This is a genomic window from Bradyrhizobium sp. UFLA01-814, from assembly GCF_046718885.1.
GTDB lineage: Bacteria > Pseudomonadota > Alphaproteobacteria > Rhizobiales > Xanthobacteraceae > Bradyrhizobium > Bradyrhizobium elkanii.
The window spans coordinates 45,586-62,623 of record NZ_JAQOSR010000005.1 but is presented as its reverse complement, the minus strand read 5'-3'; the positions used below and the strand labels follow the sequence as shown (position 1 = coordinate 62,623).

Sequence of the window (17,038 nt, the reverse complement as noted above, 5' to 3'; positions counted from 1 at the left end):
TGTCGCGCGAAGCTGCCTGCTTCGTTGCCTTCGCGCCTAAAAACAAAGCCGCCGCTCAGCGTCTGCGTGCGAAGCCCGCCTCCATCTCAGCCAACACTCTCGCCCATTGCCTGCAGACGACGTCGCGCGCCTTCGTTGTTCTGCTGTGCCGCTTGTCGATACCAGTGCAACGCCTGATCGCGGTCCTGCGCGACGCCGTCGCCGGCGCGCAGTGCATCGCCAATCGCGAGTTGGGCTTCGACCATGCCCTGCTTCGCCGCGGCCTCGAACCATTCGGCCGCCTTCGCTGCATCGGCATCGCGCCCCTGTCCCCGGCCGAGCATCACGGCAAGGTTGTATTGCGCCGTCGTGTGGCCCTGGCGCGCCGCCGCCTCGTACCACGTGACGCCCTTGGCCAGGTCCTGCTCGACGCCTTGCCCGGTGCAATACATCACCGCAAGCTTGAACTGCGCCGCGGCGTTGCCGCCGTCCGCGGCCTTGACGATCCAGCTAGCGGCGGCCTGCGGATCCTTGAGGCCGCTCTTGGGATCGGAATACAGCAGCGCCAAAGTGTGCTGGGCTTCGACGTGCCCGGCGCTTGCCGCACGCTTGAACCATTGGGCTGCGGCCGGAACATCGACGGCGCCGCCGGATCTGCCCATGTGAAGCCCGCCCAACTGAAATGCCGCAGCCGGATGGCCCGCCTCGGCAGCGTCGGTCAGCAGCGCACGTGCTTGCGCAAGACGCTCCGCGGACGGCTCGTCCTGGATAAGAAACATCGCATAGGCCGTCTTCGCGTCGGCATCGCCGCCGTTGGCAGCCTTGCTGAGCCACTCCGCGGCACGCGCTTGATCGCGCGGCACGCCGTTGCCCGCCGAGTAGAGCCGGCCGAGCTGCACGCCGGCGGCGCTGATGCCTCCCTCGGATGCGCGCTCGAACCACTTGATCGCAGTCGCGACATCGCGCGCCACGCCCCTGCCATTGAGATAGAACACCGCAATGTTGTGGGCCGCGGTGGCGTGGCCGCCCTCCGCCGCACGCTCGAACCATTTCGCAGCCTGGCGAATACTGGGCGGAACGCCGGTGCCGGTGGCATAGAAGCGTCCGGTCAGGAACTGCGCCTGCGTATCGCCGCGCTCGGCCGCCTTCTCGTACCAATACGCCGCCTCGCGCAGATCCGGCTCGGCGGCAGTCCCGAGCGCATAGAATTCGGCGAGCGCCTGGATCGCCGGCAGATAGTCCTTCCGCGCCGCCTTGCGCAATGCGGTCTCGGCCCTGTCGAGATCCTTGACAGCCCCCTTGCCGCTCAACCGCAACAGCGCAATGTTGTAGAGCGCGATCGTATCGTCATGCGCAGCGGCACTCTGGAACAGCCGTGCGGCCTCTTCGACATTTTCGGGAAGCCCGGTACCCTTGAGGCACATGAAAGCCAGCGCAACCTGTGCGCGAACATGTCCCTGCTCGGCGGCCTTGTGATACCAGATCGCGGCCTGCGCGAAATCGACGGGAACGCCGCGGCCCTGATAATACACATCGCCGAGTGCGAATTCGCCGGACGCCGCTTTCTGCTCGGCCGCGGCCTGATACCAGCGCAGGGCTGCAGCGTGATCCCGCTCGCAACCTTGCCCGTTGGCGTACAGGTTGCCAAGAATCGATTGCGCCTCCGCCTTGCCGGCTTCCGCCGCCACCGACATCCAGAGGAATGCGGCGTCGACGTCCTTGGCCACGCCTATCCCGTTCGGGAAGACCAGATCGTGGAGGTTGATCGCCTTGTCGCCGAGACGGGCCGCAGTGGATTGCCGCCACATCTCGGGCCTGTTCGGACCGAGCGTCGCCTTGACCCCGTTGAGGTAGATCAGGCCAAGCTGGAATTGCGCATCCAGATGTCCATTCAGCGCGGCGCGCTCATACCACGCGACCGCGTCCGGAATGCTGCCGATAACGCCCTCGTTCCGCGCATAGAGCAGCCCGATCCGGTAATCCGCCTCGGGGTTGCCCGCCCGCGAGGCAAGCCGCCAAAAGCGCAGGGCTTCAAGGTATCGCCCGTTCTCGTAAGCCTCCAGTCCCCGTTCAAACTGCTTTGAGTCTGAACGGGAGGAGTCGGGCCGGAACAACTCGAGCAGGGATCTCGTCGACTCCATCATGGCTCGCGCATCGCTTCCGTCATGCCGCGCAGCATGTCACTTAGCAGATACATCGCCACCGAACGGGTGCCGACATTGACGTCGCCCTGCAGCGTCATGCCCGGGATGAGGCGGAAATTGTTCGGAACATTGGTGAAGTTGCTCTGGTCGACCGAGCATCGCGCCTTGTAGTAGGCATCGACGGGCTTTCCGTCGTCGTCGGTGGTGAAGGCGCCTTCGCTGATCCAGCGTATCTTGCCCGCCGCCGTGCCGTGCTCCGCCGCGTTGAAGGCATCAACCTTCAGCGTGCAGGGGTCATTCGGCCGGATAAAGCCGACGTCGCGGGACAGCACCTGGATCTCCGCCTCCAGCCGCGTCTTGAGCGGCATCAGCGTGATGAAGGGATCGCCCGGCTTCAGCACGGATCCGACCGAGAGCTTGGCAAGGGTGAGGACGACCGACGGCTCGGCGGCCGTCCATCGGACCAGGTCCTGATGCTTGATGGCCTTGTCGTAGGCTGCCCGGGCCGTATCCAAATTGTTGCGCGTCGTGACCAGATCCTGGCTCAGCTGCGCGTTCCACTGCTCGATGAAGGCCTTGCGATCGGCCCTCAGCGAGTCGAGCTGGTGTTGCGCTTCCAGCAGAGTGTTGTGCGTGTTGTCGATCTGACGCAGCAACTCCAGGCGCGTATCCTGCGACAGATACAGGTTCAGCTTGGACCCGCTGCCGCTTTCGGCAAGGGTCGAGCGCATGTCCTCGATCTTGCCGGCGATCTCGGCGCGTTGACCATACCGCTCGTCGTCCTTCTTCGCCTTCAGGATCGTCGCTTCGGTCTGGCTGATCTTGGAATCGTAACTCGTCACCTGCGCGCTGTACTGGGCGACGCGCTGGTCGTAGAGCGCCTTCTGCAAGGCGTTGTACCTGGCGGCATCCGCATCCTTGGCGTTGCCATACGACAGCGGCTTTCCGGACAATTCGGCCTCGTCACGCGCAACCTGCGCATCGAGGCTCGCGATCTGCAGCTTGTACTGGGTGACATCGGCCGCGGTGAAGGTCGAGTCGAGGGTCGCAAGCAATTGTCCCGTGTCGACCTGCTCGCCTTCCCGAACATCGATCGTCTTGATGATCGACGGGTCCAGGGCCTGCAGCACGTTGATCTGATCGACCGGAACGATCTTGCCGCGGACGCTGGTGATCACCCGATCGAGGCGCGTCAGGCACATGATCGCCACGATGGATACCAGCAGCGCCGACAGCACGAACAGCGTCGCACGGGCCAACATCGGCTCGGGCGCCTCGCGGATGGCGTCGGTTTCGGACTGGAACTGGCGAACGGTCGCGAGCGAAGCTTGATTAGGAGACAAGGGTCGGACTCCTGAAGTTAGGCTTGTCGTTGCGGCCCGTCGGAACGAGATGCGTGTTCTGCTGGTACCAGAGCGAGCTGTAGATGTCGTTGCGCTCCAGAAGTTCCTCGTGGCGACCGATATCGTTGACCACGCCGCGATTGAGCACGAGGATCGCGTCGGCCTTCGTCAGCGACGACAGGCGATGCGAGATGATGATCAGCGTGCGGCCGTGCGCGATCCGCGAAATGTTCGCATTCACGATCGTCTCGCTCTCCGCATCGAGCGCGCTGGTCGCCTCGTCCAGGATCAGGATGGGCGGATTGACGATCAGCGCGCGCGCGATCGCGAGGCGCTGACGCTGCCCGCCGGAGAGGTTGGTTGAGCCCTCGTAGACATAGGTCTCGTAACCCCGCGGCAGCTTGTCGATGAATTCCTCGGCGCCGGCCAATCGCGCCGCCCTGACGACGTCGTCGAAAGTCGCGTCCGGCTTTGCCGCGGCAATATTCTCGCGGATCGTGCCGCTGAACAGGAAGTTCTCCTGCAGCACGACGCCGACGTTGCGCCGCAGATGGTCGACATCGTATTCCCGAACATCGATACCGTCGACCTTGATCAACCCGCCATAGTCGGAGTGCAGGCGCTGCAACAGCCGCGTGATCGTGGTCTTGCCCGAGCCGCTCTTGCCCATCACGCCGAGCGTCGTGCCGAGCGGAATCTCGAATGAGATATTGTTCAGCGCCGGCGACACCGCGCCCTTGTACTTGAACGTGACGCCGGAGAACTCGATCAGGCCCTTCAGCGGAACCCGCACGCCATGGCCAGAGCGTCCCTCCTCCGGCAGCTGATTCACCAGATTGCCGACGATGGTGACCGCGGTGCGCGCCTCGTCATACTGGTTGATGAGTTGGGCCATCTTCATCAGCGGGCCGGCAACACGCTGCGACAGCATCAGAAAGGCAAACAGCGCCCCGACATAGACCGGATCGCCGCTCGATACGGCGAGGTAGACGCCGAGTGCATAGGGAGCGCTGACCGCCAACCGTTCCAGCGGACGGACCAGCGTCTGGATCATGTTTCCGGTCATGCCTTCGGCAAGACGCGCCTTGGCGGCGCGCGCAACGAGCACATCCCACATGTGCCGCTGGCGCGTGTCGAGCGCCAGCGATTTGATGGTCCTCATGCCGTTCAGGCTCTGGATCAGAAACGCCCCCTGCGCGCCTTCGGCGGCAAGAACCGCCGAGGAGCTTCTCCGGTACACGGGCAGCATCAGGATGAGCCAGACCACGATCATTGCGGCAAAGCCCAGAACCATCAGCGTCATGATCGGGCTGAAGAAGAACATGACGGGCAGGAAGAAGATCAGCGTCGTCGAATCGAGAACCGTCCCGAACAACTGCCCGGTCAGGAAGCCGCGAATCCGGAACACTTCGCGGATGTCGCGGGAAATCAGGCCGACGGGATTCTGCTCGAAATAGTCGATCGGCAGATTGAGCACCTTTTCGAACACGTAGGTCGACAGTTTGACGTCGAGCCGTGCCGTCAGGCTCTGAACGAGGTATTGCCGCAGGAACGAGAACGCCGTCTCGAACAGGATGATCACCAGCATCGCAACGCACAGCACATAGAACGTATTGTACGCCTTGTAGAAAATGACCTTGTCCGAGAGCAGCCTCCAGAACATGATCGGTGCCAGCCCCATGAAGCCCAGGACCAGCGCCGCGATCGCGACGTCGCGCATGATGCGCCGTTCGCGGAACACCAGGGCGACGACAAAACCGAAGCTGAACGGCTGCGTCTCGTCCGAAATCTCATAGTCGCGCTTGGCCATGACGACGTCGCCCGACCAGATGTCCTCAAAGCGCGGTTGATCGATGACGAGCAGCGCGTCCTCGCCCGCATTCGGATCCTGCAGGACCACCCGGGAGCTGTTTTCATCGCCTTCGAGGCGCAGCAGCACCATGTGGCTGCCGTCGCGCAGCCGAACGATGGCCGGCAGCGCCCTCTTGAGATGGCTCAGGCCCTTCCAGTCCAGCGTGACGGCCTTTGCCGTCATGCCCGAGGAATTCGCGCACTTCAAAAGCTCGGCCAGCGTGACTTCCTGGTCGCCCAGGAGGTTGTCGTGGATCAGCTGGGACGGAGTCAGATGCAAACCATGCTGTCTTGCCACGATGACAAGACAAGCGAGACCCGAAGGTGGCAGTGCCTCCACCGAAGGTGCGCCGACGAGCGAGAGGTGTTTGGTCATGGATGCCTCGAAGTTTCGACTGCGCAAGGTCCGGTCCCCAGCGACATATAACTTATCACTGTTAGTTCGCTAACGCAGCATTTTCAGCGCGTCACCCGAAAAAGATATGCATCACGGCAGGCCGCGAAGCCAGTTTCGAGCACGTTCTCGTGCGACTTAACCAGGGAACCTTATAACATTGTTTAACATCGACAAATCACGAGTCGGCGGTCACCGTCTCCTGGAAGTCGAATCCGCAGGCCTCCAGCTGTGGCCTGATCCACTCATCCCTGGCCTCCGGCATGAGTGCCAATGCGCAGATCTCGAAATTCCCGCTCCGAACCGACACCGTCGGGAAACCGGCGCTGAGCAGCAGGTTGCCCATCCGCTCGGTCGAAAAGCCGGTCTTGTGCGCCATGTGGTGGCGCCCCTGCTCGATCGCGCCGGAATGCCCGTAGATCATGTCCAATGGCCGGATCGGACCTGCCGGCGAGACGTACGCGATCGCACCGAGGCCGCGCGTCAGCATGTGCTGAGCGACCGCCTCGAGATCGGGAGACATGATCAGTGCGAAGCCGTCCGGTTTGAGCACTTCGCGGAACTGGACGAATGTGCGGTGAACCTCATGGGCATAGAGATGCTCCATGACATGAGAACACCAGATCGCATCGAACGAGGCCGCCGGGAACAATCGGGCAAGATCGGTAATCGACCCGACGACGTCGGGGTTCACGCCGCTGTCGACGTCTAATCGAATCTCGTCCCATTCATGCGATGTCAGGAGCGGCTGGATGCGCTTGGTAACCGTCGATCCAGCGCCGGCATTCAGCATTTTCTTCGTGGCCAATTCGAGAGCTCCGCGGGTTCGTTAAGCGGCTGAGTTCTGCAGCGATCGTTCGTCTTGACCAAAGGCGCCGGGGCCGCGGATAGCGATCGGCCAGAGCTCCGTCGTGTCAAGCGAGCCGCACGGCTTTACAAAAGCTACGTGGTCCGAATGTGACGGACTAACTTCTAACATCCCTTGTCGGAAATGCCCGAGGCGGAACTTGTGATTGATTTGATGCATTTGACGCGAATCGGTCGACAAAGTTCCAATCGGGATGCGCGCATGCGCCTCCCCTTGATGCGAGCCGTCGACCTCATGGCAGGCGCGTCATGATCATCAACGGCAGTCTATTCGATCATTCAATCACCCATTCCTGACGGGTCATGCCGGCGATCAAAGAAAAAAGCGCCGCCTCAACCTCGGTTGGGGCGGCGCCTTCGCTTAGTGCAGACCTAGGATCTTACAGCTTGGTCGAGTTACCATCGTTGAAGATCAGGTATTCGATGTTGCTGATCTGGGTCACCTGACCATTGCTGAAGGTGATGTCCAGAGAGCCGTTCGATCCAGAGCTGATGTCGCTCACGTCGGTCGAAGCGTGATCCAGGAAGGTCAGGGAGTCCTTGTTGCCGCCACCGCCATCGATGGTGTCGCTGCTGGTGGCGTTGTTCAGGTAGAAGTAGTCCTGACCGGAGCCGCCAACCATCGAGGCCGTACCGGTCTCGGAGCCGACGAACGAGTCCTTGCCGTCGCCGCCGATCAGCGTCTGCGTGCCGGAGCCGGCGACCAGCGTATCGTTGCCGGAACCGCCGTACAGCGTGTCGTTGCCGGCACCGCCATAGAGCGAGTCGTTGCCGTTACCGCCATCGAGCGAGGTCGCGTGCGACGCATCGCTGCCCGAGTAGAGCACGTCCTTGCCGTTGCCGCCAAACTCGGAAGCAGTCTGAGCACCGCCGACAAGCAGATCGTTGCCGTTGCCGCCGTACAGCGTGTCGACACCGGAACCGCCATACAGCGAGTCGTTGCCGGCGCCGCCGTCCAGGCTGTCGTTGCCCGCACCAGCGTACAGCGCATCGTTGCCCTTGCCGCCATCCAGCGTGCTCGAATTGCCGGCGGTGCTGCCGGAAGCCAGCACGTCGTTGCCGTTGCCGCCGCTCAGCTGCGACGAGCTGCCGCCGTAAATCGTGTCGTTGCCGGCGCCACCGTTCAGGGTGTCGGCACCGGAGCCGAACAGCAGATCGTTGCCCCTGCCGCCATCCAGCGTGCTGTGACCGGAGGCGTTGTCGACCAGCACGTCATTGCCGGAGCCCGCATTGATCGAGTCGTGACCGGCACCGCCGAAGATCGTGTCGTTGCCGGAGCCGGTGAGAACCGTCGTGTCGCCGGTATTGTTGACGAACACCTGATCGTTGCCGTCGCCGGTCGCGACCAGCACCGGGGTGCTGCCGTTCACCGTCAGCGTGACGTCCTGATTGGTCGCCTCGATGATCGCCTTCAGGTTGGCGTCGGTGTTGACAGTGTTAATGGGGTTGGTTTCGATCAGAACATTGGCGTTCGGATCCGGGTTGGTGATCCCAGACCCCTCCTGCACCGGAATCGTCGCGCCGTTATCCGGGCTGGTGTATCCGATCCCCGCGTTGATCAGATAGTCAAGAATCTGTTGCTGGGTCGAGTGATCGATCGTTGAGTTGATCGCCGCTTTGAGGTCCGTCTGGTCTAGATTGTAAGTCGCCATCGATGTAGCCCCTGCTTGGGATACGAGGATTCAAGCCGCTCGCCCACACTTAAGCTGTTGATTCACAACTAGTTTGTTGCGATGCAACCCAAATGTGGACCCAGGTTACGAACTTGTTAAGTCCATTGTTAAGTCCACCAAGGCGGAGTGTCAATCAGCAATGCGCTGTTAACACTGGGTTCCACGAGGTTTATGTGAGACTTAGCGCCGCTTCGGATGCGCTATAACATTCAGCGCAGGCCAATCGCCAATGTTAGCCGCGGCGCAAAAAAGGGTAGTGATTATACGGGGTTTCACGGGAGCCCAGGATATCGCGGGCGCGCTGAATTTCACTGACGCTGTGAGCGCTTCGACGGGATTTTCTGATCTGAAAAAAATATTTCTGCATCGCGTGAGACGTTTTGCAAAAAAGCGTCAAACTTTGCAGCCGGCGCCCCACCGGCCAGTGTTATGACGCCGCCTGGCCGCAGTTTGCGGGCTCGATCAAGCGAGGCCTATGGAATCACCCGCAGAATCAGGGTCATTCGACCGCGCGATCAAAACCTGGCGCGACGCCGACCGGACGCCACGCTGTAACAAATTAACACCAGATTTGCCGCAATATGTTAGCGACGCCGCCATGGAACCGGCGGGACGAGGCCCGATCGCGGGCCGCGCGCCGGCCAGCGGCGATCATCCACCGGCGGCGCGCGCGTAGACGGCCTCGAGCAGTCGGCGGTTCTCGTCCGGCGCGTAGCGCTCGAGATAGGCGGCCCGTGCGGCCCGTCCCCATGCAGCGGTCAGTTCGGCGGCGCCGAGCACCTCACCGATCCGCTTTCGGAGCGCGGCCGCGTCGCCCGGCGGCACCAGCGCGCCGGTCTTGCCGGCGGTCACCGCCTCGGCAAGTCCGCCGATCTCGGACGCGATCACCGGCGTGCCTCGCGCGAAGGCTTCGACCACGACCATCGGAAATCCCTCATACCATAGCGACGGCACCACCAATGCCTGGGCATTCGCCATTTCCCGAAGCACCTCACCGCGCGAGAGCCCGCCCAGGAATGCGACATTGCCGGGCGCCCGAGCCTCGAGCACGACGCGCTCAGGCCCCTCGCCCACGATCCGCAAGGGCATGCCGGTCCCCGCAACGGCCTCGAGCAGCACGCCGACGCCCTTCTCGCGGCTCAGCCGTCCAACATAGAGCAGCCCGGCGCGCGGCGTCGCCGGATCGGGCGCCCCCGGATCGGCCATGAAGTTCGGTTTCACGTCGATCCGGTCTGCGTCGAAGCCGGCCTGCGTGAACAGGGTTTTGGCAAACTGCGTCAGCGCGATCAGGCGCAGCCCGGGACGCGTCCAGGTGCCGCGGCGCTGGTGCTGCGCGATCATGTAGGCCGAAGCCATCGAGCCCGGAAGCGATCCGCGGTAGCAGCGGTGCACGACGCCCCAGAGATGTCCACGGTCCAGGCACTTGTGGCAAATGCGGCCGTCGCGCAGCAGCATTCCGCCGGTGCAGATGGTGCGATAATTGTGCAGCGTCACCACCGCGGGCACGCGCTTTTGCCGGCAGAGATCGAACACCGCGGGCGACAGCAGCGGGAAAAAATTGTGGACGTGCACGACGTCGGGGCGAAAGCGGTCGATCGCCTCCGCCACGACCCGCTTTCCCTCCGCATTATCGGCGATCGACAGCGTGGTCGTGATGCGTGCGGCGAACGAATTGATCGCCGCGTTGCTGACCGTGAGCGCTTCAACGCTGTGTCCTGCGGCGCGCAGCAGGTCGACTTCCGCTTCATACACGACGTCCTCGCCGCCGCGTCCCTGATACCTGTTGTGAGCGACCAGGATCTTCATGATCGGGCCGGGTTCGAGAACCAGCGCAGCTCGGTCACCAGGTTTTGGCCGCCCATGAGCGTACCGGAGCCGATCAGGGTCGTCGCCGGCACCTTGAGATCGAAGGACGGCGAATACCAGCCTGCCGGCATGGTCTCGTCACCCCGATACGGCATCCAGCTGAGTGCCGCCGGCAGATCGAGCTCGCCGCGCCCACCAGGCCATGCGAGCTGCGCCCTATGCCCTTCGAGGCTGCATTCGACGTCGGGCCCGAGATGCCAGCTGAGGCTCGCCGGCACCGCAAGCCCTTCATCGGCAAGCAGGACATCGGTGACGACGAGCCGCGCCGCCTGACGCTGCAATTGCACCGAGCGGCGATGCACGACACCTGCTTCGTCCCGATATCCCGAATGCTCCGCGACCCAGCTCGCATCCGCATCGCGATCGTCCAGGCCGCTTGCTGCGACAAGCCGGCTCTGCGCATGCCGTGTCCAGAGAAACGGCCCGCCCGACACCGACTGGTCGCGCGCGAACAGGCAGAGCGTGTTGTGCGCCAGCGTGGAACGGAAGTAGGCCCGCCATCGCGGATCGCCATGGTAGCAATAGGTGCCGGGGTCGGCGAAGATCTCCACACCGCCGATCCTGCATTCGAGCGACAGCGCGTCCGCATGGGCGTGAGCGGCAATGCGGCCGAAGCCATGCGGGCCGTGGTCACAACGGCACCACACCGCGCGCTCGGAATCGATCAGAAAGGTCTGTCCCGCCCCTTCAAGCAAATGCAGGCGGCCCTTGCGCCGCCCAGCGATCGCACGGGCCTTAATGCCGTCGGTGAGCACAAACGTACGCAGATCGGGCTCCTGCGATTTGGGCCACCATGGCAGATCGCCGAACAGGCGCGCGCCGGTGGCGAGCAGGCCGAGCCAGCGATTGCCGGCGTGATCGTCGAGCAGCAGGCCGATGCCGTCGTCGCCGTCGCCCTGCCGTGGAGGATGACCGCGATCGTCCAGCATCGCGGCAATGACGTCGCTCATGCGGCACATCGTGGTCCAGACCGCGTCGCCAAGCGGATGTCCGGACGACTGGCCCTGCACTGCCGCCGCCAGCAGCAGTTCGAGCACAAAACCATGATAGTCGGTCGCGAGCTCGCTGTTGCTGCCGCAGGCAAGCGTCTGCGCAACGGCTTCGTGTGCCAGCGTGCCGGCCGATTGCTCACGCCATCGCGCACTGTCCTGGAAGAACGGAAACACGCAAGCCGCCACGAACAGCCCGGCAGCCTCCGCGATGAGGTGGTTGTTGGCCGAGGAGCCACGGCTTGGGAACTGCGACAGCCAGTATTGATGCGCATAGAGCTGCGTCAGGAACAGATCGTTGTTTTCGAACAGCGCAGCAGCCTCGGGCCAGTTCTGCAGCAGCTGGCGTACCCATGCCCACGAGATCAGCCGCACGCCAAGCTCGATGCCGCTGATCCAGTGCGGGCCGCGCGGGAACGGATTTTCGCGCCACCAGCTCACCAGATGCTCGGCCGCGCGCCTGGCGTAGCGCTCGTCGGAGGTCAGGTAATACGCGGCCGCGAGCACCGTCAGATGGTGGTGACGCGACGGCTCCCAGATGTATTTGATGTTTCCGACCGCGGTTTCGTCACGATAAGGAACCGCGAACGCGTGCATATCAGCGGGCGCCCGCTTGCCGCTTCTGATATCGACGAACCAGTCGGGTCGTTCGCCGAGGGCCCCATGATCCCTGGCGAAAATCCGCCACTGCCCGGCGAGAATCCGGTCGGCGCTCTGGATCAACCGTTCGGCGGCCTGTCTCGGGGCGTGGGCGGGCAAAGGCAGCGGCTTCAGGCGCGGCTGCCGCGAGCCGGGAGCGAGCTTCGCGCCGGCGCGCCGCGCGATATCCGGCGGAGTGATCCGCCAGAGCAAATGCAGCAGCTGGTCGTTCACCCGTCCCGCAAGCTCGGACGGCTCCATGCGCTGCAGCCTGCGCAGATACCAGGCCGGATTCATCTCGACGCCGTCGAGGCGCGCGCGACGCCCTGCTCCGCTGCGCCGGCCGTCAGATCGATCGGCATCCCGGCGGCCGCGCTTTCCTGCACGGCAAGCGTTGCGCGCGTGGTCGCCAGCAGCGAATCGAGCGCGATCGGCATCGCAGATCCCGATGCGACCGCCGCGATGAAGGCAGCCAGCATCGGCCGCTGGCCCTTGTCGAGCCGCGCTGTCTTGGCCGTGCGCTGTCCGGCGTGCCAGACCTCGAAGCCCGAGAAATTGTCGAAGGCGGCAAAACCCGTGCTTGCCGATATCTCGAGCGCTTCCTTCGGCACCCGCGGATCGCCGCCGGTGAGATAGCTGAGGCTCGCGACCGAACCGTCGGCAAAATCGAAGGTGGCGACGAGATTGTCGATGTCCTTGCCCGCCGTGCTCGCGGAGACACGCGCCGGCCCGGCGCCGAGCCACCAGCACAACACGTCGATGAAATGGCCGCCCTCGCCGACGAAGCGGCTGCCTTCGCTCTCGGCCTGCAGATACCAGGATGACCTCTCAAGCGGCCCGGCGATGACACGATATTGCAGGGTCTGCGGTCCTGCCGGCGCGAACGCCGCGCGCATGCCCTGCAGCAGCGGCGAAAAACGGCGGTTGAAGCCGACCATCAGGCGGTTGTTGCCGGTTTCCCGGATCACCTGCTCCAATCGATCGAGCGAGTTTGTATCGATCGCCAAGGGCTTTTCGACAAACACCGCCTTGCCGGCGCGCAGCGCCTGCGTCGCGAGGTCGGTATGGGAGGCATGGCGCGTTGCGATCAGCACGGCATCGATGTCGTCGGCGCCGAGCACCGAGGCCGCATCCGTCGAGGCACGCGCGAAGCCGAATTTGCGGACCGCAGTGGCGCCGCTCAGGCCGGTATTGGTGGCGACCTCGACGAGATCGACGCGCTGGTTACTCGCAAGCTGCGGCAACAGCATGCTGGACGCATAATTGCCTGCGCCGATGACGCCGAGCCGCACCCGGCCGCTGCGCAGGGCAACCGGCGGACGATAGATCATCTGCATCGCACGCGGAGCGGCGTCCGGATAGGCGAACACCATGCCGAGACCGACCTCGCCCCGGCTCATGCGCTCAAACGCCGACGTCGCCTGCTCCAGCGGCACCATTTCGGAGATCAGTGAGGAAAAATCGAGCCGCCCATCGGCGAGCAGCGCGACGATCGCTTCCATGTTGCGCTTCTCCGTCCAGCGCACATGACCGATCGGATAATCGATGCCGCCCTCCTCATAGAGCGGATCATAGCGGCCGGGGCCGTAGGAGCGCGAGAAGCGCACGTCGAGCTCCTTGTCGTAGAATTCGTTCCACGGCAGGTTCAGCGTGCATTTGCCGATATCGACAATGCGGCCGCGGTCGCGCAGCAGTGCCGCCGAACGCGAGGCGAGATCGGGATCGTCGCTGCCTGCGGTGATGAACACGCAATCGACGCCGTTGCCTGCGGTCAGCTGGTCGATCCGGGCGCGGAATTCGGCCGCGGCATCGTCCGATGCGACGGCACAGACCGCGGCGCCCGCAGCCTCCGCTGGCCGACAGCGCGCCTCCACCCTGTCAAGCCCGACGACCACGACACCGGCGCTGCGCAGCAGCCGCACCATGATCTGCCCGATCAGGCCAAGGCCGATCACGCAGGCGGTCTCGCCAAAACGGATTTCCGACTGGCGCATCGCCTGCAGCGCGATCGAGGCGATCGTGGTGAAGGCGGCCTGGTCCAGCGCAGCACTGTCCGGCAGCGGCACGCAGAGGTTCACCGGCACCCAATTATATTCAGCATGGGTTGCATATTGATTGCCGCCGCAGCAGACGCGCTGTCCGACCGAGAAGCCACCGACGCCCTCGCCGACCTCCACGACGGTACCCGACAGCGAGTAGCCGAGCGGCGTGTACGAATCGAGGCGGTTCATCACCTTCTGATAGGTCGCGAGCAACCCCTGCTGACGGACCGAGCCTATCACCTTGGCAACCTGGTCGGGTCGCGCGCGCGCCTTGCCGAGCAGCGACAGGCGGCCTTCGGTGAACTTCATCATCTCGGTGCCGGTCGACACCGCCGAAAACGCCGTGCGCACCAAAACCCCGCCTGGGCGGCAGCGCGGCGCCGGCACATCGATCAGCTTGAGCTCGCCGCTCTTATAGTTCTGCGCGATCTGCTTCACGGTCGGTCAATCGCCTCAAGTTAACAGCGCTCCTTGTATCGCGCCCAACGCCCGCAATGAAGCCAAGAACATCGTCATAATTGTCTCGTTTGCCGGGACTTAACATTATTATCATTCCAGCAACAGAACCGGTTTTGGCGAGATCTCGACCTCGCCGTTGGCGACAGGTCCTTCGCCGCCGTCGAGGCCCTGGTAACGGCTAAAATGCGGGTCGACCCGATCAACGGACCGGCCCTTGGTGGTCCAGAGGATCAGACCGTTGCGGCCATCCGGCATGCGAAGCTCGACGCGCCAGGTCGACGGCGACGTCCTGCCTGCCGCCACGACGCTCGCACCGACCAACCAGGACTGGATCGTGCGGTAGGCAACTCCGCTCGGAAGCAGCCCGCGCGCCGGGTCCCATAATTTTCCAAAGTCGCTGCCGCCTCCGGCAAACTCGTACCAATAGAACCGGTCGACACCGCTGATCCATTTCAGGATGTAGGCGCGCGCCAGACACCCGTCCGGATTGTCCTCATAGGACGACCAGCCGGCCTCGGTGTCCCAGATTGGTCTCGCGGACAGGTCGTGCGCGGCGAGGATTTTCTTGAAGCGCGCAATGATTCCGAGCACCGCTTCGGGCTCGCTCGTATAGCCGTGGAAGGCGAACACATCGGCATATTGTCCGCCACCTTGCGCCATGAACGCCTCTTGCCAGCGATACCCGTCCGGCGTGCCATTTGACGGCGGTGTCAGCACGGTCAGCGTGGAATCGCTGGCTTTAATGATCTCGTAGGCACGCTTCTGCAGCTGGACCATGGTCGCGATATCGCCCGAGTAATATTTGGGATCCTCGGGCTCGTTCCAGATTTCCCAGTATTTGATGCGGCCGGCGGCACGCGTGACGGCCGCACGCACCCAGTCATCCCATGACGCGAGATCGGCAGGCGGTGAGCTTGCGCCCGGCGTGAACGCCGGCGGAGCATCCTTCACCGCTGCGGCCCAGCGCGGCGTGTAGGCGAGATTGAGAACGATCTCGACGTGCTCGCGCTCCGCCGCGGCAAGGATGGCGTCGAAGCGCGCCCAATTGTAGATGCCGGGCGCCGGATTGACCTGCGCCCAGTAGATCGCGCCCCACAGCCGAACGCCGTCGAATTTGAGCTCGGGCCATGGTTGTGACTGCCCGATTGCGTTGATCGTCATGCCGAACAGCGTCGGCGGGATCACCGCATTCACGCGGCTCGCACTCAGCGCATCGCTTGACGTCGAACCATTCCACTGCAGCGGCCATTTGTAGGCCAGCGGCAGCAGCGCGCTCAAAACCAGCGCAATCAATGCCCTTTGGCCCCAATCCCTCACTCTGCCTGCCATGTCCCTGTCTCGTCGCCGTCACATCCGTGCCGGGATTGCATAGTGGAAGCCGCGCATGTTAATGCCGATGTTAGTCGGATTGTGATGTTGTTAGGTCAATGGTATAGATCATCGCAGATGTCGAGAGCTGAACCATCACCGCGGCGGATCCTGATCATCGTCGAGAACCTCCCGGTTCCTTTCGATCGCAGGGTGTGGTGCGAAGCAACGTCGCTGCGCAAGGCGGGCTATGAAGTTTCGGTGATCTGCCCGAAGGGCCGCGGCCATGACGAATCCTACGAATGCCTCGAGGGCATTCACATCTACCGTCATCCGATGCCCGTGGAAGCGCGCGGGATCGCCGCCTACCTGATCGAATATCCGGTCGCACTGTTCTGGGAAACGCTGCTTGCGATCAAGGTGGCGTGGAAGCACGGCTTCGACGTGATCCAGGGCTGCAATCCGCCCGACCTGATCTTCCTGATCGGCCTGTTGTTCAAGCTCGGCGGCAAGCGCTTCGTGTTCGATCATCACGATGTCAATCCCGAGCTCTACGAAGCAAAATTCGGCCGCAAGGATTTCTTCTGGCATCTGCTGCGGCTGGTCGAATATCTCACCTTCAAGACGGCGAGCATCTCGATCGCGACCAACGAATCCTATCGCGAGATAGCGATCGCGCGCGGCGGCATGCCGGCCAATCGCGTCTTCGTCGTACGATCCGGCCCCAATCTCGACCGGGTGCGCTCGCGGCCGGCCGATCCGGCCTGGCGCCGTGGCCGACGCCACAGCGTCGGCTATGTCGGCGTGATCGGCCAGTCGGAAGGCATCGATCTCTTGCTGCAGTCGATCGGCCACATCGTGCACGATCTCGGCCGCACCGACATCCAGTTCAACATCGCCGGCACCGGGCCGGAGTGGAATGCGGTGGTCAAGCTCTGCGAGGAGATGCAGCTCTCCGACTACGTGAACTTCACCGGCGCCATCGCGGATGAGGCGCTGTTCACGATGCTCTCGACTGCTGACGTCTGCGTCAATCCGGACCGCGTCACGCCGATGAACGACATCTCCACCATGAACAAGATCATGGAGTACATGGCGCTCGGACAGCCGATCGTTCAGTTCGACGTTCGCGAGGGCCGGCGCTCGGCGCTCGACGCCTCGCTCTATGCCGCGAAGAACGATCCGAGGGATTTCGCCAGCAAGATCATTACGTTGATCGACGATCCGTCGTTGCGGCAGACGATGGGGGCGTTTGGCCGCAACCGCGTCGAGCGCGCGCTGTCGTGGACGCATGAGGAGCCGAAGCTGCTCGCGGCCTATGAGGCGCTGTTCGCCAGGAAGGTCCCCGCACCGCGCGCGCATGCAACCGCCGAGCGGCCAACCTCGCAACCTTCCGGCGCGAACGCAGCCCCCGGGCGGGCATCGTCTTGAACGCGCAGCCGCCTCACTCACGTCAAACGCGACGCGGCTGCGGCCACGCGCAC

At 63.6% G+C, this 17,038-nt stretch carries 10 protein-coding genes; 1 reads left to right on the top strand and 9 read right to left on the bottom strand.

Translation table 11 applies throughout. The annotated features are described in order from the left end of the window. Positions 1–86 precede the first annotated feature (86 nt). The 9 genes from PMN64_RS02795 to PMN64_RS02755 form a co-directional block, all read right to left on the bottom strand. A complete protein-coding gene (locus PMN64_RS02795) occupies positions 87–2,120 on the bottom strand; it encodes an SEL1-like repeat protein (RefSeq protein WP_411779634.1) in 2,034 nt (677 codons plus the stop codon). Continuing rightward, a complete protein-coding gene (locus tag PMN64_RS02790) occupies positions 2,120–3,466 on the bottom strand; it encodes an HlyD family type I secretion periplasmic adaptor subunit (RefSeq protein ID WP_411779633.1) in 1,347 nt (448 codons plus the stop codon). Before PMN64_RS02790 ends, PMN64_RS02795 begins: the two co-directional genes overlap by 1 nt. After that, complete coding sequence (locus tag PMN64_RS02785; RefSeq protein ID WP_038387938.1) at positions 3,456–5,693, bottom strand: peptidase domain-containing ABC transporter; 2,238 nt, start codon at positions 5,691–5,693, stop codon at positions 3,456–3,458. Before PMN64_RS02785 ends, PMN64_RS02790 begins: the two co-directional genes overlap by 11 nt. Before the next feature lie 196 nt (positions 5,694–5,889). Next, a complete protein-coding gene (locus PMN64_RS02780) occupies positions 5,890–6,504 on the bottom strand; it encodes a class I SAM-dependent methyltransferase (protein ID WP_411779666.1) in 615 nt (204 codons plus the stop codon). A gap of 454 nt (positions 6,505–6,958) precedes the next feature. Continuing rightward, positions 6,959–8,230, bottom strand: a complete 1,272-nt coding sequence (locus PMN64_RS02775; RefSeq protein ID WP_028345297.1) for a calcium-binding protein — start codon at positions 8,228–8,230, stop codon at positions 6,959–6,961. 672 nt (positions 8,231–8,902) lie between these two features. Further along, positions 8,903–10,057, bottom strand: coding sequence for a glycosyltransferase (locus PMN64_RS02770; protein WP_411779632.1), 1,155 nt, complete (start codon positions 10,055–10,057; stop codon positions 8,903–8,905). Next, positions 10,054–12,042, bottom strand: a complete 1,989-nt coding sequence (locus PMN64_RS02765; protein ID WP_411779631.1) for an alginate lyase family protein — start codon at positions 12,040–12,042, stop codon at positions 10,054–10,056. The genes PMN64_RS02770 and PMN64_RS02765 overlap by 4 nt, the downstream gene beginning before the upstream one ends. Next, positions 12,039–14,225, bottom strand: a complete 2,187-nt coding sequence (locus PMN64_RS02760) for a bi-domain-containing oxidoreductase (RefSeq protein WP_411779630.1) — start codon at positions 14,223–14,225, stop codon at positions 12,039–12,041. The genes PMN64_RS02765 and PMN64_RS02760 overlap by 4 nt, the downstream gene beginning before the upstream one ends. A gap of 111 nt (positions 14,226–14,336) precedes the next feature. Further along, entirely contained in the window at positions 14,337–15,575 is a 1,239-nt protein-coding gene (locus PMN64_RS02755; RefSeq protein WP_411779629.1) for a glycosyl hydrolase, read from the bottom strand. A gap of 117 nt (positions 15,576–15,692) precedes the next feature. Here PMN64_RS02755 and PMN64_RS02750 point away from each other — a divergent pair, with 117 nt between their 5' ends. Then, the gene (locus PMN64_RS02750) at positions 15,693–16,985 is read left to right on the top strand and encodes a glycosyltransferase family 4 protein (RefSeq protein ID WP_411779628.1); all 1,293 of its coding nucleotides are present in this window, start codon (positions 15,693–15,695) and stop codon (positions 16,983–16,985) included. The last annotated feature ends 53 nt before the right edge of the window (positions 16,986–17,038 follow it).

Bases quoted from the DNA above. Each gene is read 5' to 3' on its own strand.
- PMN64_RS02795 (WP_411779634.1), bottom strand. From the start codon at position 2,120: ATGGAGTCGACGAGATCCCTGCTCGAGTTGTTCCGGCCCGACTCCTCC.
- PMN64_RS02785 (WP_038387938.1), bottom strand. From the start codon at position 5,693: ATGACCAAACACCTCTCGCTCGTCGGCGCACCTTCGGTGGAGGCACTG.
- PMN64_RS02780 (WP_411779666.1), bottom strand. From the start codon at position 6,504: ATGCTGAATGCCGGCGCTGGATCGACGGTTACCAAGCGCATCCAGCCG.
- PMN64_RS02775 (WP_028345297.1), bottom strand. From the start codon at position 8,230: ATGGCGACTTACAATCTAGACCAGACGGACCTCAAAGCGGCGATCAAC.
- PMN64_RS02770 (WP_411779632.1), bottom strand. From the start codon at position 10,057: ATGAAGATCCTGGTCGCTCACAACAGGTATCAGGGACGCGGCGGCGAG.
- PMN64_RS02765 (WP_411779631.1), bottom strand. From the start codon at position 12,042: ATGAATCCGGCCTGGTATCTGCGCAGGCTGCAGCGCATGGAGCCGTCC.
- PMN64_RS02755 (WP_411779629.1), bottom strand. From the start codon at position 15,575: ATGGCAGGCAGAGTGAGGGATTGGGGCCAAAGGGCATTGATTGCGCTG.
- PMN64_RS02750 (WP_411779628.1), top strand. From the start codon at position 15,693: ATGTCGAGAGCTGAACCATCACCGCGGCGGATCCTGATCATCGTCGAG.